Consider the following 21,444-nt stretch of genomic DNA (forward strand, 5'->3'; position numbering starts at 1 on the left):
GAATAAACAATGTTCAATCTCTCAACGACATGCAGCCGTTTGCTGATGCGAGTTGTATTGGGTTTCAGTCTGAGCCAGGCCACCCAGCTTGCCTCTGCCGGGGTCATCATCAACGGCACACGGCAGGTTTATCCAGAGCAGCGCCGTGAGATCACGATCCAGTTGACCAATGATGATCAGCACACACCTCGGCTGGTACAAGCGTGGGTCGATGGCGGTGATGCACATCAGGCTCGTGAGCTGAACGAAGCCCCCTTTAGTCTTTCGCCACCGGTGTTTCGCCTGGATGCGGGGAAAAGTCAGGCGATGCGCCTGGCCTACAACAAGGCTCCATTGCCCGCCGACCGAGAGTCCCTGTTCTGGTTGAATGTGTTGGAGGTGCCGCCCCGGATTAACGAATTCGACCCGGTAACCGAAGAGGGCGACCGCAATCACCTGCAATTCGCCTTCCGTATACGCACCAAGGTGTTCTTCCGGCCGACCGGTTTGCCCGGCAATGCAGACACAGCTCCTGGCCAACTGCGTTTCGCCCTGCAGCGCAGCGCCAAGGGCGTGTTACTGCAGGTACACAACCCTTCGGCGTACCACGTGACGTTCAATGAAATTGCCTTGGCCATGGGAGCCGGGCCTGGCGCCAGAGTGCTCCCGGTCGACGCGCAGATGGTCGAGCCAGGCGGCACGCTGAGCCTGCCGGTTCGCGAGGCGGTAGCCGTCATCCCTCCCAGTGCTCAAGTGCATTTCAAGTACATCAATGACTACGGTGCCTTTTCACCCACCCAGCGAGCTGCGCTGCAATTTTGAGCGTGAACAGACGGCTGTTGACGTCGGTTGGATGGCTGCACGCATCGCTCGATGTCGCACAGATTGCTCTAAGCCCCTTCTGAAGTTTTGACTATGCCAAATTACGTTCAACTACGGGTATATCGTTGCGCCCCGGTTTTGCCCTTCAAACCTGGAAGGTTGATGCTTGGCGGGCTGTTCGGCGCGGTATTGATCTACTCCGAGATGGCTTTTGCGACCACGCCGACCTTTGATCTGGGAGCGTTCTCCGGCGGTACGGCGGCCACGGTGGACATGTCCCGTTTCAATACCAGCAACGTCATGAGCCCTGGTGTTTACCGCGTTGATATCATCGTCAACGGTCAGCGCGTGGGGCGCCGCGATGTCGACTTTATCGCCCTCGATACGAAAAGTGGCGCCGTGCCCTGTTTTTCCCGGCAAATGCTGGAGCAGTTGGGTATTGCGTGGGACAACGTTGAGCGCGACGCCGGCCTTGACGTGAAAACCAGCCCGCGGCTGGACGGCGCGCTCTGCGGCGACCTGGGGCAATGGATTCCACTGGCCAGCAGCAATTTTGATGCATCTGCGCTGGAGTGGTCTGCCAGCGTTCCGCAGCTCTACCTCAAGCAATCCGCCCGGGATTATGTCGATCCGGCCTATTGGGATGACGGCGTCACCGCCGGCTTGCTCAACTACAACTTCAGTACGTCGGCCCGCACCTCGGGCAACGTAGACGATCGATCCTACCTGGGGCTCAATACGGGCGTTAACCTGGGCAGTTGGCGTTTGCGGCACCAGGGAGCTCTGAGTCAAAACTCTCGCACTGGCTTGCAGCCTTATCAAAATACCGCGACCTACGTGCAGCGCAGCATCGCTCCCTGGAAGTCACAGCTGACCATTGGCGACAGCTTCAGCAGTGGGCAGATTCTCGACGGCGTGCGCATACGCGGCGTGACCCTGGCGACCGATGAGCGCATGTTGCCGCAATCGCAACAAGGCTATGCGCCGCAGGTTCGTGGTGTGGCAAGCAGCAATGCCACTGTCACGGTCAGCCAGAACGGTTACACCATTTATGAAACCAAGGTTGCTCCAGGTCCCTTTGTCATCAGTGATTTGTTTGCCACTGGCTCCGGCGGCGACCTGACCGTCAGCGTGACCGAAGTGGACGGGCGCCGGAACACCTTTGTAGTGCCATATTCTGTGACCCCACAGTTGTTGCGTGCCGACGCCATCCGATACAGCGCAACCTTGGGCGAGGTACAGCAGCGGGGGATCGAAGGCAAAGCCCCGTCGGTGTTCCAGGGCACGTTACAGCGAGGCCTGACCGACGAGGTGACGCTGTATGGCGGCGGCTCATTTTCCGAGGGTTATAACCAGGGCAAGGTCGGTGTGGCGGTGAGTACGCCTCTCGGCGCGTTTTCCCTGGACGGCAGTGGCTCGCGAACGGGCGTGCCGGGACAGGGCAATTTGTCCGGCCACAGCTTTGGCCTGGGCTACAACAAGAACCTGCCGAGCTCGGGTACGCATTTTTTGCTGGGGGCCTATCGTTTTTCGTCCGACGGTTTTCTCAGCTTGCCTGATGCGATCAACGTGCGTGATCTCGGGCGCCGGGACGAAGACATCAATGGCTATGCCCGTCAGAAAAGCCGTATTGACCTGACCGTCAGCCAAAAACTGGGGGACGGTACGTTGAGCCTGTATGGCAGCTCGGTCGATTACTGGGGGCAGCAGCAAGGACGCCAGACCTCGTTTACGGTGGGCTACGGGGCGACTTGGAAAAAAGTCAATTGGAACCTTTCGGCCCAGCGTTCGCGGATCGAGGACACCCGCCAACTGACTGATGGTGAACTTGCTGACGAGGTGTTTTTTGGGCGCACCGCGCAACAGGGTCGCATCGACAATCGCTTCATGCTGTCCCTGTCGATGCCATTGGGCAGTGATTTCAAATCGCCCAGTATCAATACCACGTTATCCCGTGACACCGGTTCGTCCCGCGGCACCCAGCAGCAAGTGGGGATCAACGGTTTGTACGGGGAAAATGCCGAAGGCAGCTATGGGGTTTCGGCTAACCGCAGTACCAGCGGGGGTAGTAGCTCCAGCGATGTCAATACGTATGCGGGCTACCGCACGCGTGCGGCCAACTTGCGGGCGGGGTATGGCCAGAGCAGGGACAGTTCTCAGTTGTCCTTCAGTGCCGATGGCGCTGTTGTTGCTCACGCGGGTGGCATGACCTTGTCCCAAAGCCTGGGGGAGGCCTCGACGCTGGTTCATGCACCGAATGCCGAAGGCGCGATGCTGGGCGGCGCTGGCGGTACTCGTATCGACAGCAGCGGCTACGCAGTCGTGCCGTCACTCAGGGCTTTCCAGAACAACGTGGTCGAGATCGACCCCGAAGGCACCGCCCTGGATGTGGAGCTGAAGGAGTCAACCCAGACGGTGGCCCCGACGTTGGGCGCAGTGACATTGATCACCTTCGAAACCATCAGTGGGCGCGCCGTGATACTCAAGGCCACGCAGAAAAACGGCCAGCCACTGCCATTCGCCGCCCAAGTGTTCGATGAGCAGGGCCGTGAAGTGGGCGTGGTCGGTCAGGCCAGCAAGGCGTTTGTGCGCGGGATCGCGGACAGCGGTTCGCTGACCGTGAAATGGAGCGATGCGGCGGGCGGGCAATGCAGTATCGACTATCAGTTGCCGAAACAAATCAGTGGCGAGCGGCAAGTCAATACCGATTTTCTGCAAGGCCAATGCGTGGTGATGCGGGCACCGCACGCGGTGACAGGAATATGAAAATGTACGATTTATTGGAACACTCAAACTATTCTTGGAGAGTTGGGAACATGGCCATCCGCTTCTGTCGTTCAATGGTCACCAAGCTTGGGCGCCGAACGTGGACCAAGGCAGGGAATCGGTTTGGGCGCGGTGTATTGATACTGTGCGGTCTGGTGGCATCGTCCAGTGTGTTCGCCTTTGGAACCTGTCAGCCAAGCGGGGCGAGAGACATTGTTATCTCCATCCCGTCGCCCATCACAGTACCTCCCGGAACGGCAGTCGGGCAGGTAATTGGTAATACGAGCGGGTATGCCTTCAACAGTCAATCCGTGATGCGCTGTACTTACACGGACATATTTCACCCCAGATATGCTGAGTCGGTTATGTGGGGCTATCTGGGTGGGGAAGACTCACTCGTTCGCCTTAACGCGTTGGGTCTGAGCATACGTGTCTATCGCACGAATGTGCCGGGGGTGGGGATAGCAGTGGCGGCTCAGGACCCCAACCGTCCAATGGTTGCACTGAGTGACAGACGAACCGTTCTTTACGGAACCACGCAAAACAAACCCGGCGCCTGGGGGGCGAACGTACGCGTCTTTCTTGTGGCGATTGGGCCTACAGTCGGAGGAACCATCAGGTCCCAGGAGGTAGCAACTTTTGATCTGCGTCCCCTCGATTTGATCATCCACAATAACGTCCGATTCATCATTCCCGGGGTTGTTATAAACGCTCCGCTAAAACCCACCTGCAGCGTTACCACGTCTTCCGTGCCAATGTCTCTGGGGCAAGTGACGGTCAGCGCATTCAAAGGGGTCGGCAGTCATGCCGGCAGTGCCACCGAAAGCATCCGACTCAATTGCGGGGGTGGTGGCGGCAGCACGCTCGATGTATTCGTCACGGTGACCGACCAGACCCAACCGGCCAACCGTACCGACGTGTTGTCCCTGGCCGGTGGCTCAACCGCCGACGGTGTGGCGTTGCAGCTGTTGCGCGGGCCCACGCTGATCCGCTATGGCGCCGACTCCTCGGCCATCGGTAACCCCAACCAATGGTTGGCAGGCAGCACAGGCAACGGGACGTTCACTATTCCGCTGACCGCCCGTTATATTCAGACCGGATCCAGCATTACCCCGGGCACGGCAAACGGGGTGGCAACGTTCACCATGGCCTATCGCTGATGCGCTGGATTTTGAGTCCGGCGGGATTTGCATCAGGCCTGGTGCTGCTGCTGTTTTCGAGCTTGCCTCGCGCGGAAATCGTGATTGACCGCACCCGTGTGGTCTATCCGGCGCAGGCGCGGGAGGTCACGGTCAATCTGACAAACGAGAGCAGCGGCCCGCGGTTGGTACAAGCCTGGGTTGACGATGGGGATGCGCAGTTGGCGCCTGAACTCAGCGATGTTCCCTTTAGCCTGAGTCCGCCCATCGTGCGTATGGAGGCCGGTCAAGGCAAGGCGTTGCGACTGATGTTCAATAAGGGGGAGGGCACGGCGCTGCCAACGGACAGGGAGTCGGTGTTCTGGCTCAACGTATTGGGTGTCCCGCCCAGGCCCGAGGGCGAAGCCAGTACGGTGCAAGTGGCGTTTCGCGCACGGATCAAATTGTTTCTGCGCCCGAATACATTGTCGTCGTCCGTTCTGGCGACCCCGCAGGGGCTGAAATGGCGCAGGCTTGCGGGGGATGAACCGAGGCTTGGGGTCAGCAATCCCAGTGCCTATTACGTGACACTTTCCAGCGTTGTATTGACCGCCAATGGCGTTCAAAGCCGTAGCGACGACCCGCCGATGATCGCACCGTATACTGCCGAAGTCGTGCTTTTGACGGGGGCGGACCCGTCCCGGGACAAGCCCGGGATCCGTTTCACGGCCATTGACGACAACGGATCAACACAAAGCCATCAAGCCGAATGGACGTCCGATGAGTAATCCTGTTGGGTTGCCAGCTTTATAAACGCCAGGGTGGCGGGAGACGATTGGCGTTGATCCAGTACGGCCAGCCCCACCTGGCGCTTGACGGCAGGTGCCAGTGGCTTTTTCAAATAACCTGGTTCGTTCGTCTGCGGCAGTGACAACTCGGCAACGATGGTCACACCATTGCCGCGCCGTACAGTGTCCAGCGTGCTCAGCAACTGCGAGCAGCGGTAGCGGATATCCGGTTTGAGCCCGGCCCCGAGGAACAGCCGCGAGACCAGCTCGGCAGACCCGGCCTGGGTCAGGATAAATGGGGTGTTGCATAGCTGCTTCAAACTGATCCAGGGTTGATGGGCTGAAGGATGGTTCACGGGCAGAAGGGCCACCAGTTGGTCCTCGACCAACGGGAACGTATCGAAGCGCTCCTCGGGCAGCACCACGAACGCTACATCGATGCGCCGCTCTTCCAGCCACTGCATTACCTGCCGATCCGGCCCTTCATCGACATGCACCTCAATACCCGGGTGCAACTGGCCAAAGCGCTGCAGAATCCTGGGCAACAATCGAATCGACGAAGTGGGCCCGAAAGAGCCGATGCGCAACGTCCCGCGCTTCATCCCGCGGGCATCGGCGGCTTCCTGTTGCAGCGTATTGGCCAACCCGAGCATGGCCCGGGCGCGCAACAGCAGCTGTTGGCCGATATCACTGAGTTCCACCTGGGACTGATGGCGGCGGATCAATTCCACACCCAATTCCTGCTCGAGGGATTTGATTGCGTGGGACACCGCCGACTGGCTGATGCCCAGGCGATTGGCGGCGCTGGTGAAGCCTTGCAGCTCGGCCACCAGTGAAAAGATTTCCAGCTGGGTAAGGGTCATGAGTATTTACTCATTTTACGATGACAAGGGATTAGCCAAACAATAAGCCATTCCTGTGTTTCCTGAGTAGAAATCTGATGACCCCGACCTCTGACCGTCTCACCTATCTGAAGCTGGCGGCCGTGACCATGATCTGGGGCGGCACCTTCGTTGCCGGGCGCTATCTGGCCGCAGGCCTGGACCCGCTGCTGGCAGCGACCGTGCGCTTTGTGCTGGCCAGCCTGGCGTTGCTGGGCTTCCTGGGCGTGGCACGTATTCGTCTGGTGCGCCCGACCATCGCGCAGTGGGTGCAATTAAGCGTGCTGGGTTTTTTCGGGATCTTTTTCTACAACCTGTGCTTTTTCTACGGGCTGCATTACATCAATGCGTCGAGGGCATCGCTGATTGTGGCGTTGAACCCGGCGGTGATTGGCCTGGCGTCGTGGCTGCTGTTCAAGGAGCGTTTAGGGCCGCTCAAACTGCTGGGTATCGCGCTGTGCCTGGGCGGCGCGGGGCTGGTAATTGTCAGCCGTAACCCACAGCTGTTGCAGGGCGCGGCGGATGCCTGGATCGGTGACCTGCTGATTTTTGGCTGTGTGGTGGGGTGGGGTGTGTACTCGCTGTTCTCCCGCAGCCTCAACCAACACCTCGGGCCGTTGCAAACTGTGACCTGGTCGATCCTGCTGGGCACGCTGATGCTGACGATCACCACGCTGGCGACGGGCCGGTTGACGGTGGCCGCACTGAGCGCCATCGATCTGCCCCAACTGACGAGTTTGTTGTACCTCGGCGTGCTGGGCTCGGCGCTGGCCTATATCGGCTATTACGATGGCCTGCGCCGTATCGGCGCCACCCGCGCGGGCGTTTTCATCGCCCTCAATCCGCTGACGGCGGTCATCTGCGGCGCTTTGCTGCTCGGTGAGCAACTGACCACGCCGATGCTGATGGGCGCAGCCGTGATCCTGCTGGGCATCTACCTGTGCAACAAACCCCTTGCGCGGGCGAGGGCAATGGGGATTTGATAAGAGTACGGACAAATCTGTTTACGCTGTGTAGAATCGATTTACGCATACAAGAATAAGGACTTGCGCTAACGCAAGCCTCGCCCGTAAGAGACTGATGTAACCATGAAGCTACTCGGGTCCCCCCTCATCTTTGGTGACTTCCTCGCCCGCAGCGTGCGGGGTATCTCCTGTGCGCCTCCTTCCCACCTCATCCTTGCTGGCAACTAACGACATCCGTTAATGACAAGAATGATGAGGCACCGAAAATGACAGACCTGTACGAAAACCCAATGGGCCTGATGGGCTTTGAGTTCATCGAATTCGCATCGCCAACCCCGGGCATTCTGGAGCCGATCTTCGAGATCATGGGCTTCACCAAGGTCGCGACCCACCGCTCCAAGAACGTGCACCTGTTCCGTCAGGGCGAGATCAACCTGATCCTCAACAACGAACCCAACAGCATTGCTTCCTACTTTGCGGCCGAGCACGGCCCGTCGGTGTGCGGCATGGCGTTTCGCGTCAAGGATTCGCAACAGGCCTACAACCGGGCGCTGGAACTGGGCGCCCAGCCCATCCATATCGAAACCGGCCCGATGGAACTGAACCTGCCGGCGATCAAGGGTATCGGTGGTGCGCCGCTGTACCTGATCGACCGCTTCGGCGAGGGCAGCTCGATCTATGACATCGACTTCGTCTACCTCGAAGGCGTCGAGCGCAACCCGGTGGGTGCCGGCCTGAAGGTTATCGATCACCTGACCCACAACGTGTACCGCGGGCGCATGGCCTACTGGGCGAACTTCTACGAGAAGCTGTTCAACTTCCGTGAAGCGCGCTACTTCGACATCAAGGGCGAATACACCGGCCTGACCTCCAAGGCCATGAGCGCCCCGGACGGCATGATCCGCATCCCGCTGAACGAAGAATCGTCCAAGGGCGCCGGGCAGATCGAAGAGTTCCTGATGCAGTTCAATGGCGAGGGCATCCAGCACGTGGCGTTCCTCACCGATGACCTGGTCAAGACCTGGGACGCGCTGAAGAAAATCGGCATGCGCTTTATGACCGCGCCACCGGATACCTACTACGAAATGCTCGAAGGCCGCCTGCCGAACCACGGCGAGCCGGTGGACCAACTGCAAGCGCGGGGCATCCTGCTGGACGGTTCGTCAGTGGCGGGCGACAAGCGCCTGCTGCTGCAGATCTTCTCGGAAACCCTGATGGGCCCGGTGTTCTTCGAGTTCATCCAGCGCAAGGGCGACGACGGCTTCGGCGAGGGTAACTTCAAGGCACTGTTCGAATCCATCGAGCGTGACCAGGTACGTCGTGGTGTGCTCACCGCTGACTGATCCTGCTTTCTGTAGGAGCGAGCTTGCTCGCGAAGAACGTTAACGAAAACGCGTACATTCTGGATGAACGCGTTGCTCTCAGGTTTTTCGCGAGCAAGCTCGCTCCTACAGGTTCACATCAGGCCTTGCGCTGGCGAACCAGGTGCTTGAAACCTTCAAACACCAGCACCATCACCGCCAGCCAGATCGGGATATACGTCAGCCATTCGCCGGCCTTGATGCTTTCCCCCAGCAGCAATGCCACGCCGAGCAACAGCACCGGCTCCACATAACTGAGCAGCCCGAACAGGCTGAACGCCAACAAGCGACTGGCGACGATGTAGCACACCAGCGCCGAGGCACTGATCAAGCCCAGCATCGGGATCAGGGCGTACAAACCCTTGTGGGCGTCGAGCACGGCAAAACCCTGCTCGCCGCTTTGTACAAACCACAACGCCACCGGCAACATCAGCGCCATATCGAGCCACAGCCCGCCGAGGTGGTCGGTCTTCAGGCGTTTGCGCACGATGAAGTAGATCGGGTAACCGATGATCACCACCAGCGTGGCCCAAGAAAAACCGCCTACCTGATAAAGCTCGTTAAGCACGCCGCAGGCTGCAAAAAACACCGCGACCTTTTGCAGGCGCGACAACTGTTCGCCATACACCAGGCGTCCGGTGAGCACCATCGTCAACGGCAGCAGGAAATACCCCAGGGATACATCCAGGCTGCGCCCGTTGAGCGGTGCCCACATGAACAGCCACAACTGCACCCCCAGCAAGGCCGAAGACAGCACCAGCCCGCCAATCAACGTGGGTTTGGCTGCGGCCAGACGCACCAACTCCCAGGCACGGCGCCACTCGCCACTGACGACCATGAACACGGTCATGCAAGGCACCGTCAGCAACATCCGCCAGCCGAAAATCTCCAGGCCGCTCAAGGGCGTGAGCAGCGACGTGAAGTAATACATTACGGCAAACAACACCGAGGCCAAGACCGATAACACAACACCTTTAGACACGCTGTCCTCGCGAAAACCGATTTATACAAAAGAGGGAAGATTTCAGGGAGGGAATATAGTGCTTTTAAGGTGAGATGTTTGCGCTGTTTTGGGGCAGTTTACGGGAGGATTTCTCGGATCCTCCCGTAAAGCGTGGTTATGGCCGGGCAATCCGCCCCGACACGAAGTGGCTCACGTCATTGAAACCCGGCGTCGAGGAATGCCCCGGAGTGACCAGCGAATCAATGAATGCCTCATCTTGCGCCGTGATCTTCACCTCCAGCGCGCCGGTGTAGGCATCCCACTGTGCCTCGGTGCGGGGCCCGACAATCGCCGAGCTGACCGCCGAGTTATTCAGCACCCAGGCAATCGCGAACTCGACAATCCCTACGCCGCGGCCCTGGGTGTACTGCTGGATCTGCTGGGCGATACGCAGGGACTCCACGCGCCATTCGGTTTCCAGGATGCGCTTGTCCTGGCGCCCGGCGCGGCTGCCGGCTTCAGGCGTCACGTCCGGCGCGTATTTGCCGCTGAGCACGCCACGGGCCAGCGGGCTGTAAGGCACCACGCCCAGGCCATACGCGGCGGCGGCGGTGATCTGCTCCACCTCGGCCTGGCGGTTGACGATGTTGTACAGCGGCTGGCTGATGATCGGCTTGTCTACCCCCAGGCGTTCGGCCACGCGGATCACTTCAGCGATACGCCAGCCGCGGTAGTTGGACAGGCCCCAATGGCGGATCTTGCCTTCGCGGATCAAGTCGCCAATCGCAGAAATCGTCACTTCCAGCGGCGTGTTGTGGTCTTCACGGTGCAGGTAGTAGATGTCCAGGTAATCGGTGTCGAGGCGCGTCAGGCTGGCTTCCAGCGCATTGAAAATCCGCTTGCGGTTCAAGCCGCTGCGGTTTGGCAGGCCATCCACCGGGCCGATGCCCACCTTGGAGGCCAGCACCCAATCCTGACGCTGGCGGGCGATGGCTTCACCGACGATTTCCTCGGAGCGCCCGCCGGTGTAGACGTCGGCGGTGTCGATAAAGTTGATGCCTTGGTCCCAGGCCTTGTCGATGATGCGCAGCGAGTCCTCGGTGCTGGTCTGCTCGCCAAACATCATGCTGCCCAGGGTCAGTGCGCTGACCTTCAACCCGGACTGGCCCAGTGTGCGGTAAATCATCGTGAACACCTCAAAAGGGGGAGACAGTGCCTATCCAATACCAGAGAGCAAGGCTCTGGAACAAGCCCCGCGACGGTTATTGCGGTAATAGTTCGGCGCAGCGCAGTTGCAGGAAGCGATGCAGCACCTTGACCCGTTCCGACACTTGCAGCCGGTGCGGGCACATCAAATTGAATGGCGTCGGCTCGCCTTGCCAGTCGGTGAGCAACGGCACCAGGCGCCCGGCCTTGATATCGCGGGCCACATCCAGCCGTGCTTTATAGGCAATGCCATGCCCGGCCAGCGCCCAGCGCCGCACGATCTCGCCGTCATCGCTCAGGTAGTCGCCGCTCACCTCGACTTCCTGGAGCACGGAGCCCTGGCGAAAATACCAGGTGTTGTTCGCCCGGCCCTGGCGCATGTAGCGCAGGGTGCTGTGTTGCGCCAGGTCCTGTGGGGTGCGGGGCGTACCGTGGCGTGCCAGGTAGTCTGGGCTGGCACACACCATGCGCTGGTGATCGGGCACCACCGGCAGTGCCACCAGGCTGGAATCCCGTGGTACGCCGAAGCGCAGGGCGATGTCGACGGTTTCGCGGAACAGGTCGGCATTGCTGTCGTTGAGCAGCAATTGAAGGCGCACATTCGGGTGTTCGAGCTTGAACTCATCCAGCCAGCCCAGCAGCACATTGCGCCCGAAATCCGAGGGCGCCGCCAATTGCAGCAAACCACTCAAGCTCTGGCCCTGCTGCTTGATCGCCTGCTCGCCCTCCGACAATGCTTCCAGCGCCACGCGCACGCTGTCGAGGTAGCGCCGGCCTTCCTCGGTCAGGCGCATGCTGCGGGTGGAGCGCGCCAGCAGCCGGATACCCAGACGGGTTTCCAGGCGCTTGAGGGCGATGCTTGCGGCTGCCGGGGTCAGGCTCAAGCTGCGGGCCGCCGCCGACAGGCTGCCTGTATCGGCGGTGCGCACGAACACTTCAAGATCGAGGATTGAGCTCATCTGTAAAAATCCTTTAAAGATCTTGTCGTTTTACCGGGATTTTTCAACGATTGCCAAGCTGGGAAGATGAAAGCTCATTTTCCCAGCCAGGTATTTCTTCATGACTTCTCCCCTCAACGGCAAAACCGTCATCGTCATCGGTGGCAGCAGCGGTATTGGTGCGGCCGTGGCCAAACAGGCTCTGGCACGCGGGGCCCACGTGGTGCTGGCCGGGCGACGCTTGTCTTCAGCCGTGGAGAACGGTGTGCGCAGCGAGCAGGTGGACGTGACCGACGCCGCCTCCTTGCAGCGCCTGTTTGAAACAGTGGGGCGTTTTGACCATCTGGTCTACACCGCCGGCCCTGCGGTACAGGCCAAGACCTTGATCGAGACCGACCTGAACCTGGCGCAAGACAACTACAACGTGAAGCTCTGGGGCTCGCTGCGGGCGATCCAGTCGGCGCTGCCGTTTCTCGACGAGCGCGGCAGCATTACCCTGACTTCGGGGCAATTGGGGCGCAAAACGGTGGCAGGGCAGTTCATCAAGACCGGGATCAATGCGGCGACTGAAGCGCTCGGCAAGCAACTGGCCAAGGAACTGGCGCCACGCAGGGTCAATGTTGTGAGCCCTGGGGTGATCGATACCGAGGCGTATTCTGGCTTGTCCGAGGAGCAGCGACTGGCGATGTTTGCCAAGGCGGGCGGGGCATTGCCGGTGGGGCGAGTGGGGCAGGCCGAAGAAGTGGCGGCCGGGTATGTGCTGGCGATGGAAAACGGGTTTGTCACTGGCAGCGTGATTGATGTCGACGGCGGCGGATTACTCTAAGCGCCGGTCAATCCAGACAGGCCCCGCTTTCATGCGGGACCTGCAAGGGTGAGCGATCAATAACGCGGCTGCGGAACCGGTTGCGGCGGGTAGTAATAGCCCGGAGGCGGCGGCGCCTGGTAGTAGACCGGCGGCGGTTGCTGGATGTACACCGGCTGCGGTTGCACGTAAACCGGTTGTTGCACGTAGACCGGAGGCTGGGAGTTGGCGACCACCGAACCCACTACCAGCCCGCCAACCACTGCGCCCAGCAGTGCCGGGCCACCCCAGCCCCAGCCTCCACGGTAACCACCGTGACCCCATCCATAGCCGTACCCACCACGGGCTTCTGCTTGCCCTGCGATGGCGAGGGTGGCAATAAGCACGATGGCTACTTTCATTTTTGAGAGTCGACTGATCATGACAAGTCCTCTACCTATGCATCGAACCGGTTTTAATCATATTCCCGGGCATACGTTTCAGACAGTGCTTTTTGAGGGGATTACGCGGCGCCAGAGTAAAGGTTAGGTAAGGTTTGTAGCCTTCTTGTTACTTGGCTTTGGTGCTGGAGTTAATACGAGGGACCGGCGGTGTTTTGACTATAAAAACACCGGCGCCGCCGTGGATGTCGACAGCGCCGGTTTACCCTGATGTCAGGCCTTGAGTGTGCGCGTCATGCGCAACGCCAGCACGCTGCCCGCGACAATCACCGCCGCCAGCAAGTACAGCGCCAGGTCCGTAGACCCGGTGGCATCCTTCACAAACCCGACGATATACGGGCTGAGGAAACCCGCCATCTGGCCCATGGAGTTGATCAGCGCCAAACCACCGGCGGCGGCACCTGCGCTGAGCATCGCGGTGGGCACCGGCCAGAACATCGGCAAGCCGGTGAGGGCGCCCATGGTGGCGATGGTCAGGCCGAGGATTGCGATGGCCGGCGTGGTTGCAAAGTTGACCGCAATCACCAGCCCGATCGCGCCCATCAGCATCGGCACCACCAGGTGCCAGCGACGCTCCTTGCGCAAGTCGGCAGAGCGGCCCACCAGCAGCATGAACACCGCCGCCAGCAGATACGGGATCGCACTCAACCAGCCAATCACCAGGTTATCGCTGAAACCCATGTTCTTGATGATCGACGGCAGCCAGAAGTTGATGGCATACACGCCGCTCTGGATACAGAAGTAGATCAGGCCGAACGCCCAGATGGCCGGGTTCTTGAACACTGCCAGCAACGAGTCGCTGGTGGTCTTCGGCTTGTTGGCCAGGTCGGTCGCCTGGTCGGCTTCCAGTACCGCGCGCTCGTGGGGTGTGAGCCACTTGGCGTTGGCAAAGCTGTCGCTGAGCAGGAAGTAGGCGAGGGCGCCGAGGATCACCGTCGGGATGCCCTGCAGCAGGAACATCCACTGCCAGCCCGCAAGCCCGCCTTGGCCGGCGGCGAAGTGGTTGAGGATCCAGCCGGAGAACGGGCTGCCGAGCAAGCCGGACACCGGGATCGCCGACATGAACAGCGCCATGATCCGCCCACGGCGGAAGGTCGGGAACCACTGCGAGAGGTACAGCACCACACCCGGGAAGAACCCGGCTTCAGCCGCGCCGGTCAGCAGGCGCAAGCCGTAGAAGTGGTTAGGCGTGGTGACGAACAGCAGGCAGGTGGACAAGGTGCCCCAGACGATCATCATCAGCGCAATCCAGCGCCGAGGACCAAATTTGGTCAACGCCAGGTTGCTCGGCACGCCGCACAGCACATAGCCGATAAAGAAGATCCCGGCACCGAGGCCGTACACGGTCTCGCTGAATTTCAGGTCGTCGAGCATCTGCAACTTGGCAAAGCCGACGTTGACGCGGTCGAGGTAGTTGAACAGGTAGCAGATGAAAATGAAGGGGATCAGGCGCAGGGTGATGCGCTTGTATACGGCGTTTTTATCGTCATCGGTGGCCTGGGTGACAGCGGCGCTCTGTGACATGGCAGTCTCTCTTTATTATGATTTTTCGCGATGCGAGGGTAACGTTGATCGCCCAATGAGTCTCGGCCACCTCAAGGGGTGATGTCTTTGTGCTCGCGCACAGTCAGGCATCGTTTGCGCTGTGCCTATGAACAACCCACTTTCCAGGAATTTAGCCCCATGTTCGAGCTGGATCATGACCTGGCGCAGGATATCGTCAATCGCACCATGGCGATCCTGCCCTATAACGTCAACGTCATGGACAGCCAGGGCCTGATCCTGGGCAGCGGCGAACCCGAGCGTATCAACACCCGCCACGAAGGCGCGCAGCTGGTGCTGGCGAATGTGCGGGTGGTGGAGATCGACAGCCAGACCGCCAAGCACCTCAAGGGTGTGCAACCCGGGATCAACCTGCCGTTGCTGCACGATCAGCGCCTGATCGGCGTCCTGGGCATTACCGGCGAACCGGAGTTGCTGCGCACCTATGCGCAACTGGTGCGCATGACCGCCGAGATGCTGGTGAGCCAGCGTCACCAGCAAGCCGAGCAGCAATGGCGCCGCCAACGCTGCGATGACCTGTTGGCATTGCTGCTGGCCGAGACCGGCGATTCACCGCGCCTGGTGGACGAAGCGCAGCAGTTGGGCCTCAAGCCGCAGCTGGCGCGTACGCCGTACCTGTTTGAATTGGGCAGCGGCCAGTCGGCCGAGGCCTTGAGCGCCTGGCTGACCTCGCGCTACCCCGACAGCTGGTGCGTCAGCTCCGCGCAGTTTTCCCTGCTGTGGTGCAGGCCCGCCTCGGTGCAAGTCGACAACCCGCGCCTGCTGGAAAAACTCGACGGCCTGGGCTGGAACGTCCTGCGGGTCGCCGTCGGCGGGCAAGCGGATGGCCTGGCCGGGCTACGCCGTTGTTACCGACGCGTCGGCGATCTGCTCGCCTATGGCCGCGATGTGCTGCCCGAATCACGTTTGCTGACCCTTACCCGCTACCGACTGCCGGTGATGCTCTGGCGCCACCGCAACGACGACGCCCTCGACGAACTCCTCAACCCGCTGCGCAAGGTACTGGCCAAGGACAGCAACGGCCAGTTGCTGGCGACCCTGCGCAGTTGGTGTGATCACGACGGCCAAAGCCAGGCCTGCGCCGATGCCCTGGGTATCCACCGCAACAGCCTGCGCTATCGCATGGAGCGCATCGCCGAGCTGAGCGGCGTCGACCCGCTGACCCTCGACGGCATGCTCGCGTTGTACCTCGGCGTACAGCTCTTGCCCCAGGCTTTGTCGAAATGAACAACAAACCCCAGCCACTCTTGTGCAATGGACCGGCGTTATTGCCGGTGCCAACTGGCAGCATGGGCGTTATAAAAACCGGAGAAAGCCCATGAAAATCATCATCGCCCCCGACTCGTTCAAGGACAGCCTGAGTGCTGAAGGCGTGGCGGATGCCATTGCCGAGGGGTTGGCCACGGTGTGGCCCGACGCCGAGCTGATCAAGTGCCCGATGGCGGACGGTGGTGAGGGTACGGTGGAGTCGGTACTCGCCGCCTGCCAGGGCGAGCTGCGTACCACCAACGTGCAAGGGCCGTTGGGCGCCGGCGTTGATGCGCATTGGGGCTGGTTGGCCGAGAGCCACACCGCAATCATCGAAATGGCCGAGGCCAGCGGGCTGCAATTGGTGCCGCCGGGCAAACGCGATGCCTGTTCCAGCAGCACGTTTGGCACCGGCGAGCTGATCCGCGCTGCACTGGATGCCGGCGCCCGGCGCATCATCCTGGCGATTGGCGGCAGCGCCACCAACGACGGCGGCGCCGGCGCGATGCTGGCCCTCGGTGTGCAATTGTTTGATGCCGAAGGTGCCGCATTGCCCTTGGGCGGCCTGGCACTGGCCAAACTGTCGAGTATCAGCCTGGATCAACTGGACCCACGCCTGGCCGAGGTGCGCTTCGAAATCGCTGCTGACGTGAACAACCCGCTGTGCGGCCCCCACGGTGCCTCGGCGATTTTCGGCCCGCAAAAAGGGGCGAATCCCCGGCAAGTCGAACAACTGGATGCCGCCCTCGGCCATTTCGCCGATCACTGCGCCAAGGTATTGCCCAAGGATGTACGTGACGAGCCCGGCAGCGGCGCTGCCGGTGGCTTGGGTTTTGCCGCCAAGGCGTTCCTTGGCGCGCAATTTCGTGCGGGTGTGGAAGTGGTGGCCGAACTGGTGGGCCTTGAACACGCCGTGCGCGGCGCGGACCTGGTGATCACCGGCGAAGGCCGTTTCGACGCCCAGACCCTGCGGGGCAAAACCCCGTTTGGCGTGGCACGGATCGCCAAACAGCACAACGTGCCGGTGATCGTGATCGCCGGCACGTTGGGTGAGGGTTATGAGCAGATGTACGCCCATGGCGTGGATGCCGCATTCGCCTTGCCGTCCGGCCCGACTACCCTGGAGCAGGCCTGCAGCGAGGCGCCGCGCCTGTTGCGCGAGCGCGCCTCGGACATCGCCCGGCTCTGGCGTGTGTCGGCCCCGGCGGTCTAAGCCTCAAAGCCCTGCGCCAGTCGGTCGACCCACTGGCGCTGAAACCCCAGCAGTACGTCCTTGGGCTGCTGCAACTGGACGAACTCCAGCATCGGGTCTTCCACCGCCGTGCGCACCCCGGCCAGTTCCTCCAGCGTCGCCAGCCCGCAGAACGGCACATAGGCCTCGCTGTATCCACCTTCATGCACCAGCACCAGGCGCCCCTGGCACAGCCGCTCGGCGGCCTGGCGCACCGCGCGGGTCATCAGGCGGAACGACTCGCTGTGCAGCAGCATTCGCGCCAGCGGGTCGACGGCGTTGGCGTCGTAGCCGCAGGCGACGATGATCAGTTCGGGCTCGAAACGCTCCAGGGCCGGCACCACGATGCGCTCCATCGCGTGCAGATACGCTTCGTGGCCGCTGCCCGGCGGCAACGGGATATTGATATTCGCGCCCAGGCCGTCGCCACGGCCACGGTCCTGCTCACCGCTGTAGCCCGGCGGATAGCAGCCGTCCTGGTGCAGGGAGATCGTCAATACATCGCCGCGTGCTTCGAAGATGGATTGGGTACCGTTGCCATGGTGCACATCCCAGTCGATCACGGCGACCTTGCCCAAACCGCGACGGGCCTTGGCGGCCTCGATGGCGATGGCGATATTGGCCAGGAAGCAAAAGCCCATGGCACCGTCCGCCAGGCAGTGATGCCCCGGTGGTCGCGACAGTGAGTAGGCATTCTCGACCTGTCCGCTCAGCACCGCGTCCACCGCCGCGATGGCCAGCCCGGCGGAGAGTCGGGCGATCTCGTAGCTGCCCGGGCCGATCGGTGCCTGTGGGCCCAGCTCGCCACCGCCGGCATCGCTCAGGGCCTTGAAGCGTTGCAGGTAGTCGGCACCGTGCACCCGTCGCAAGTCCTCGTCAGTGGCCGGGACTGCGCTGTGCTGTTGCAGGTGACGGCTCAGCCCGGACACGTCCAGCAGGCTTTTCAAGCGCCGCTTGGTCTCCGGCGACTCGGCATGCCCGCTGCCGGCAGGCGGCTGCACCCAACCGCCCACCGGCAAAGTCAGGGCGTGGGCGCCGGCGCTGTGCCAGAGGCTTAGTTCATCAAAGAAAAACGCGGTGGTTCGGTTCATCAGAGTCTCCAGTTCAGCGAGTTAAAACAGCGTCAGGTGTGGAGCGGCTGCCGAGCATCAGCGCCAGGGACAACAGGGTGACGGCGGCACCGCCCACCAGCAGCGAGGCAAACCCGCCGCTGGCTTCGATCAGCCGCCCGGCAATGGCCGGCCCGATGGCCAGGCCCGCACCGATCACCAGGTTGGAGGTGTTCATCAGCTTGCCGCTGCGGTCGAGGTCGGCCAGGCAGGCGAGAATCAGCGGCAGGATGAAGGTCCAGGTGAACTTGAACAGCAGTGCTGCCAGGGCAAAGCGCATCAGTGTTGGGGTACCGCTCAGCAACAGCACCGCACCGGCCATCAGGGCGTAGCCCACCAGCAACAGCAGCAGGCGTGGCAGCCGTGTGCCGATCAGCGAGGCACAGCCGGCGCCGACGATGCCCATCACGGTGGCCAGGGCCAGCACTTCACCGCTGTGTTGCGCGGAGATTGCAGCGCCACTGCTGATGGCGCCGATAAAGGTCCAGACGCCGCCGAGGCTGATGTAGAAAGCCAGGATCCCGGCGATGCCCAGCGCAGCCTTCATCCGGGAGCCAGGTATCGGCGCCGCATCGGTTTGCTGGCGCGGCGGGCTGCCGGACGGGAAACACCGGGCGAGTGGCAACAGCAGCGTCATCAGTCCCGCAAGAGTCAGGTAGCAGGCGCCGAGGCCATAGCGCGCAAACAGTCCGGGCAGCACGCCGAGGCCGACGGCTCCGACCACCAGTTGCCCCATCACCCACAAGCCGTAGACCCGGCTCGGATTGGCAGTGGCGGCCGCGCTGGCCAGGCAGATGATCATCAACGAACCGCCCGCCAAGGCACTCATAAAGCGCAAGGCAAGCAAGGTGGCGTAGGTGTCGGCGAGCATCGACAACAGGTTGGCGGCAATGAATGCCAAGGCGGCGACCAGGGCTGCCAGGCGCCAGTCCACCCGTTTCAGCCACCAGAAGGCGGGCAGGGTGGCCAGGCTCATCGCCCCCAGCTCGGTGGAGAACAGGTCGCCGATGTGGGACGGGCTCAACTGCCATTGGCTGGCCAGTTGCGCGGCCACCGCCGGTGCGGTCATCAGGATGGTCGGGGTGATGGCGGCGAACAGGATGATCGCCGCCAGCAACGGCCAGGACCGCGCCGAAAGGCCGGCGGTTGCAGCGTGGGTCTGAGTGTTCATGGGCAAGCTCCGGGAAAGTGATTCAGAACACATGGACCAGCCGCAACAGGGCGTCGGTGCCTGCGTAGCCGTTGGATGCCGCGACGTTTTGCGAAAGGCTGAACATCACTTGGTTCTGCCGGTCGAGCCAATGCCCTACCTCGAAACCCACCTGGGTGTAGCGCTTGTGGGTGTCGTCGATGCGCTGGTCGTTGATGCGCAGCTCGCCGCCATCGGCGTGGATCAAACGCAGGGCGCCGTAGGTGGCCGGGCTGAAGTCGTAGGAGGCGAAGGCTTGCAGGCGGTACAGCGGGTCTTGCTTGAGGTCGCTGCCGAAATAGTCGTCATTGGTGGCGTACAACTGGGCTTCGAGGTTGGCTTCCAGCACCCATTTCTCGCCAATGCCCTGGGTGTAGTTGTAAACGAAAGTCGCGCCCCAGCGATTGGCCCCGGGGGACACGTCGGGGTTTTTGCTGTGGTACTCGCCCACCGGCACGGTGATCAGGCTCAACAGCCCGCTGTAGGTGCGTGCGGCCGGGTCGTTGATGAAAAACAGCGTGCCGCCAACCTGCGGGTCACCAAAGCCGCTCTCGCCGGTGTGCTGGCTGGCGCCGGGCAAGCGTGCGTTGATGTCGGCGAAGGGCAGGATAAATTGCGGGGTGCACAGCGTGCCGCAGACGTCAGTGAAAAACACTTGGCGGTACGCCACGGCGTTGACCTTCAAGTCGGCCTTGCCGGTGGTGTCGGCCGGGCCGTGGAAATCATCGTAGCGCGTGGCCGGCAAGTACAGCACGCCGAGGCTGGTGCCGGACGGCGCGCCGAAAAAGTCCCGGGCGTTGAGGTCGGCGGCCTGGCTGTCGAGGCTCAGCAGGGTGCCGCCCAGCAGCATGGCCAGGTGACGCAAGGTGGAGTGATTCATCGCAAGGCATCTCTTATGGAATGTGATGGATGGCAGCGGAAAATGGGCAAAGGGCGCCCGTGGCCGTCAAAACGACAGCGCAAAAAAGCAGCGAATTAAGGGGTGAGGTCAGTCGGGCGGGGCGTGCAGCAAGTGCGCGATGCGCGCCTTGTCCTTGACCCCGAGCTTGCTGTAGATGGCGCGGATGTGATGGCGCACGGTGTTCGGTGACAAGCCCAGGTCGCGGGCGACTTCCTTGTAGGTCTTGCCTTCCCCAAAGCCCTGGGCCACGTCGTTCTCCCTGGGACTGAGCTGGGGCAGGGCGCGGTTGAGGCGCGCGGCCAACAGAAACTGATCGCCCACGGCCGAGGCTTCGATATGGATGTGCTTGCCCTCATGCCCGCGCTGACTCAACGGCACCGGCAGGGCGGGGCCGCTCCATTGCGGCCACTCACTGAGCAGCAGGTCGACAAACCCGCGTTCGGCACACTGCAACACCCCGCGCTGGTCGCAGACCGCCAGGGCCAGGTTGCGCGGGCTGGTAAGGGTTTCGCGCATGGCCACCAGGGTGCGGATCTGGTTCGCCGAGACGGCCGCCACCAGGTGCAGCATCAGGTTGTTCAGCAGTTGGCAGTCGTCCTGGTTGAACCGTGGCGCGCCGGGCTTGCGGTACAGGCTCAAGTGGTCACTGAGGCGGGTTTGCGGGTCGACGTGGATCACACACAACAACTCGCCAATGTCATAGCGCTGCCCCAACCAGTTCTGGCCCGGGCCGTTGGCGGGGTCGAGCATGTCGACAATCACCGCCTGGCCGGGCGCCTCGTGCACCAGCCCGACCGTCACGTCCACATGGCGGATCGACTGCCAGTCGGCCAGATACGTGTGCGGCAGGTGATGCAGGTAGCTGCTGTGTTCTTCCGGCAGGCCATCGATGATCGCGGCGCGGCCCCACCAGGCGCTGTCGAAGGGCAGCAGTTGGCTGATGCGCGTCAGGGCATGGCCATGAAACTGTTCGATGTCCTGATGTTGGGCCAGGCGTTGCAGATCAAGCGTCAGGGTGCTGAAAGCCTGTAACAGGCCGGGGGGATCAAGATGGCTCATGGGCGTTCCTCTGTGGGACTTTTTTATTGTTCTAGTCACAGGGTCTGAAGGCCGAAACGGGGCAGGGCCTGGGTGAAGTATCGGCGCTGTGGGAGCCGATCGCTATCCTACAGATGCACGATGTGCGGCAGG

General features: G+C 61.8%; 19 protein-coding genes. 9 read left to right on the top strand and 10 right to left on the bottom strand.

The annotated features are described in order from the left end of the window. Positions 1 to 9: 9 nt before the first annotated feature. From V3W39_RS30085 to V3W39_RS30100, 4 genes are all read left to right on the top strand, one after another. The gene (locus V3W39_RS30085) at positions 10 to 801 is read left to right on the top strand and encodes a fimbrial biogenesis chaperone (RefSeq protein ID WP_259198856.1); all 792 of its coding nucleotides are present in this window, start codon (positions 10 to 12) and stop codon (positions 799 to 801) included. A 162-nt stretch (positions 802 to 963) separates the two neighbouring features. After that, complete coding sequence (locus V3W39_RS30090) at positions 964 to 3,567, top strand: fimbria/pilus outer membrane usher protein (protein WP_330213927.1); 2,604 nt, start codon at positions 964 to 966, stop codon at positions 3,565 to 3,567. A 494-nt stretch (positions 3,568 to 4,061) separates the two neighbouring features. Next, positions 4,062 to 4,727, top strand: coding sequence for a fimbrial protein (locus V3W39_RS30095; protein WP_330213942.1), 666 nt, complete (start codon positions 4,062 to 4,064; stop codon positions 4,725 to 4,727). Continuing rightward, positions 4,727 to 5,473, top strand: coding sequence for a fimbrial biogenesis chaperone (locus V3W39_RS30100; RefSeq protein WP_330213928.1), 747 nt, complete (start codon positions 4,727 to 4,729; stop codon positions 5,471 to 5,473). The genes V3W39_RS30095 and V3W39_RS30100 overlap by 1 nt, the downstream gene beginning before the upstream one ends. Here V3W39_RS30100 and V3W39_RS30105 read toward each other — a convergent pair. Then, entirely contained in the window at positions 5,446 to 6,336 is an 891-nt protein-coding gene (locus V3W39_RS30105) for a LysR family transcriptional regulator (protein ID WP_330213929.1), read from the bottom strand. The two genes, V3W39_RS30100 and V3W39_RS30105, sit on opposite strands and share 28 nt — an antisense overlap. A gap of 77 nt (positions 6,337 to 6,413) precedes the next feature. Here V3W39_RS30105 and V3W39_RS30110 point away from each other — a divergent pair, with 77 nt between their 5' ends. After that, positions 6,414 to 7,337 carry a DMT family transporter gene (locus V3W39_RS30110; protein ID WP_330213930.1) on the top strand — a complete coding sequence of 308 codons (924 nt, stop codon included), beginning with the start codon at positions 6,414 to 6,416 and terminating at the stop codon, positions 7,335 to 7,337. Positions 7,338 to 7,585: 248 nt separating this feature from the next. Continuing rightward, positions 7,586 to 8,662: a 4-hydroxyphenylpyruvate dioxygenase gene (gene hppD, locus V3W39_RS30115; protein ID WP_177046384.1), complete on the top strand. Its 1,077-nt coding sequence runs from the start codon at positions 7,586 to 7,588 to the stop codon at positions 8,660 to 8,662. Between the two features lie 118 nt (positions 8,663 to 8,780). Here hppD and rarD read toward each other — a convergent pair whose 3' ends face one another. The 3 genes from rarD to V3W39_RS30130 form a co-directional block, all read right to left on the bottom strand. Continuing rightward, on the bottom strand, positions 8,781 to 9,662 hold the full coding sequence (gene rarD, locus V3W39_RS30120) for an EamA family transporter RarD (protein ID WP_177046382.1): 882 nt from the start codon (positions 9,660 to 9,662) through the stop codon (positions 8,781 to 8,783). Between the two features lie 136 nt (positions 9,663 to 9,798). Further along, complete coding sequence (locus tag V3W39_RS30125; RefSeq protein ID WP_177121389.1) at positions 9,799 to 10,809, bottom strand: aldo/keto reductase; 1,011 nt, start codon at positions 10,807 to 10,809, stop codon at positions 9,799 to 9,801. 76 nt (positions 10,810 to 10,885) lie between these two features. Next, positions 10,886 to 11,788 (bottom strand): LysR family transcriptional regulator, encoded by a 903-nt coding sequence (locus V3W39_RS30130; RefSeq protein WP_330213931.1) that lies wholly within the window; start codon positions 11,786 to 11,788, stop codon positions 10,886 to 10,888. Between the two features lie 100 nt (positions 11,789 to 11,888). Between V3W39_RS30130 and V3W39_RS30135 the strand changes: the two genes are divergently transcribed. Then, positions 11,889 to 12,593 (top strand): SDR family oxidoreductase, encoded by a 705-nt coding sequence (locus V3W39_RS30135; RefSeq protein ID WP_330213932.1) that lies wholly within the window; start codon positions 11,889 to 11,891, stop codon positions 12,591 to 12,593. 56 nt (positions 12,594 to 12,649) lie between these two features. Here the strand turns inward: V3W39_RS30135 and V3W39_RS30140 are convergent, their stop codons facing one another. Together V3W39_RS30140 and V3W39_RS30145 are read right to left on the bottom strand one after the other, a co-directional pair. Continuing rightward, positions 12,650 to 12,994, bottom strand: a complete 345-nt coding sequence (locus V3W39_RS30140) for a hypothetical protein (protein WP_256348161.1) — start codon at positions 12,992 to 12,994, stop codon at positions 12,650 to 12,652. A gap of 231 nt (positions 12,995 to 13,225) precedes the next feature. Continuing rightward, positions 13,226 to 14,536, bottom strand: a complete 1,311-nt coding sequence (locus V3W39_RS30145; RefSeq protein WP_330213933.1) for an MFS transporter — start codon at positions 14,534 to 14,536, stop codon at positions 13,226 to 13,228. A 159-nt stretch (positions 14,537 to 14,695) separates the two neighbouring features. Here V3W39_RS30145 and V3W39_RS30150 point away from each other — a divergent pair, with 159 nt between their 5' ends. Together V3W39_RS30150 and V3W39_RS30155 are read left to right on the top strand one after the other, a co-directional pair. Next, positions 14,696 to 15,802: a sugar diacid recognition domain-containing protein gene (locus tag V3W39_RS30150; RefSeq protein WP_177079758.1), complete on the top strand. Its 1,107-nt coding sequence runs from the start codon at positions 14,696 to 14,698 to the stop codon at positions 15,800 to 15,802. 91 nt (positions 15,803 to 15,893) lie between these two features. After that, positions 15,894 to 17,036 (top strand): glycerate kinase, encoded by a 1,143-nt coding sequence (locus V3W39_RS30155; RefSeq protein ID WP_330213934.1) that lies wholly within the window; start codon positions 15,894 to 15,896, stop codon positions 17,034 to 17,036. On the opposite strand, the gene V3W39_RS30160 is transcribed toward V3W39_RS30155, so the two are convergent. The 4 genes from V3W39_RS30160 to V3W39_RS30175 all read right to left on the bottom strand — a co-directional run bounded on the left by V3W39_RS30160 (position 17,033) and on the right by V3W39_RS30175 (position 21,312). Beyond that, positions 17,033 to 18,145 carry a class II histone deacetylase gene (locus V3W39_RS30160; protein WP_330213935.1) on the bottom strand — a complete coding sequence of 371 codons (1,113 nt, stop codon included), beginning with the start codon at positions 18,143 to 18,145 and terminating at the stop codon, positions 17,033 to 17,035. The two genes, V3W39_RS30155 and V3W39_RS30160, sit on opposite strands and share 4 nt — an antisense overlap. A gap of 13 nt (positions 18,146 to 18,158) precedes the next feature. Next, complete coding sequence (locus tag V3W39_RS30165; RefSeq protein WP_330213936.1) at positions 18,159 to 19,334, bottom strand: MFS transporter; 1,176 nt, start codon at positions 19,332 to 19,334, stop codon at positions 18,159 to 18,161. A 22-nt stretch (positions 19,335 to 19,356) separates the two neighbouring features. Beyond that, entirely contained in the window at positions 19,357 to 20,202 is an 846-nt protein-coding gene (locus V3W39_RS30170; RefSeq protein ID WP_371321496.1) for a transporter, read from the bottom strand. Between the two features lie 138 nt (positions 20,203 to 20,340). Further along, positions 20,341 to 21,312, bottom strand: coding sequence for a helix-turn-helix transcriptional regulator (locus V3W39_RS30175; RefSeq protein WP_177046363.1), 972 nt, complete (start codon positions 21,310 to 21,312; stop codon positions 20,341 to 20,343). Between the last annotated feature and the right edge of the window lie 132 nt (positions 21,313 to 21,444).

The sequence above is a fragment of the Pseudomonas sp. Z18(2022) genome (assembly GCF_036346535.1).
Taxonomy (GTDB): domain Bacteria; phylum Pseudomonadota; class Gammaproteobacteria; order Pseudomonadales; family Pseudomonadaceae; genus Aquipseudomonas; species Aquipseudomonas yamanorum_A.

Bases quoted from the DNA above. Each gene is read 5' to 3' on its own strand.
- V3W39_RS30145 (WP_330213933.1), bottom strand. From the start codon at position 14,536: ATGTCACAGAGCGCCGCTGTCACCCAGGCCACCGATGACGATAAAAAC.
- V3W39_RS30160 (WP_330213935.1), bottom strand. From the start codon at position 18,145: ATGAACCGAACCACCGCGTTTTTCTTTGATGAACTAAGCCTCTGGCAC.
- V3W39_RS30140 (WP_256348161.1), bottom strand. From the start codon at position 12,994: ATGATCAGTCGACTCTCAAAAATGAAAGTAGCCATCGTGCTTATTGCC.
- V3W39_RS30165 (WP_330213936.1), bottom strand. From the start codon at position 19,334: ATGAACACTCAGACCCACGCTGCAACCGCCGGCCTTTCGGCGCGGTCC.
- V3W39_RS30090 (WP_330213927.1), top strand. From the start codon at position 964: ATGCTTGGCGGGCTGTTCGGCGCGGTATTGATCTACTCCGAGATGGCT.
- V3W39_RS30110 (WP_330213930.1), top strand. From the start codon at position 6,414: ATGACCCCGACCTCTGACCGTCTCACCTATCTGAAGCTGGCGGCCGTG.
- V3W39_RS30175 (WP_177046363.1), bottom strand. From the start codon at position 21,312: ATGAGCCATCTTGATCCCCCCGGCCTGTTACAGGCTTTCAGCACCCTG.
- V3W39_RS30130 (WP_330213931.1), bottom strand. From the start codon at position 11,788: ATGAGCTCAATCCTCGATCTTGAAGTGTTCGTGCGCACCGCCGATACA.
- V3W39_RS30125 (WP_177121389.1), bottom strand. From the start codon at position 10,809: ATGATTTACCGCACACTGGGCCAGTCCGGGTTGAAGGTCAGCGCACTG.
- V3W39_RS30155 (WP_330213934.1), top strand. From the start codon at position 15,894: ATGAAAATCATCATCGCCCCCGACTCGTTCAAGGACAGCCTGAGTGCT.
- hppD (WP_177046384.1), top strand. From the start codon at position 7,586: ATGACAGACCTGTACGAAAACCCAATGGGCCTGATGGGCTTTGAGTTC.
- V3W39_RS30150 (WP_177079758.1), top strand. From the start codon at position 14,696: ATGTTCGAGCTGGATCATGACCTGGCGCAGGATATCGTCAATCGCACC.
- V3W39_RS30095 (WP_330213942.1), top strand. From the start codon at position 4,062: ATGGTTGCACTGAGTGACAGACGAACCGTTCTTTACGGAACCACGCAA.
- V3W39_RS30100 (WP_330213928.1), top strand. From the start codon at position 4,727: ATGCGCTGGATTTTGAGTCCGGCGGGATTTGCATCAGGCCTGGTGCTG.
- V3W39_RS30135 (WP_330213932.1), top strand. From the start codon at position 11,889: ATGACTTCTCCCCTCAACGGCAAAACCGTCATCGTCATCGGTGGCAGC.
- V3W39_RS30105 (WP_330213929.1), bottom strand. From the start codon at position 6,336: ATGACCCTTACCCAGCTGGAAATCTTTTCACTGGTGGCCGAGCTGCAA.
- V3W39_RS30170 (WP_371321496.1), bottom strand. From the start codon at position 20,202: ATGCTGCTGGGCGGCACCCTGCTGAGCCTCGACAGCCAGGCCGCCGAC.
- V3W39_RS30085 (WP_259198856.1), top strand. From the start codon at position 10: ATGTTCAATCTCTCAACGACATGCAGCCGTTTGCTGATGCGAGTTGTA.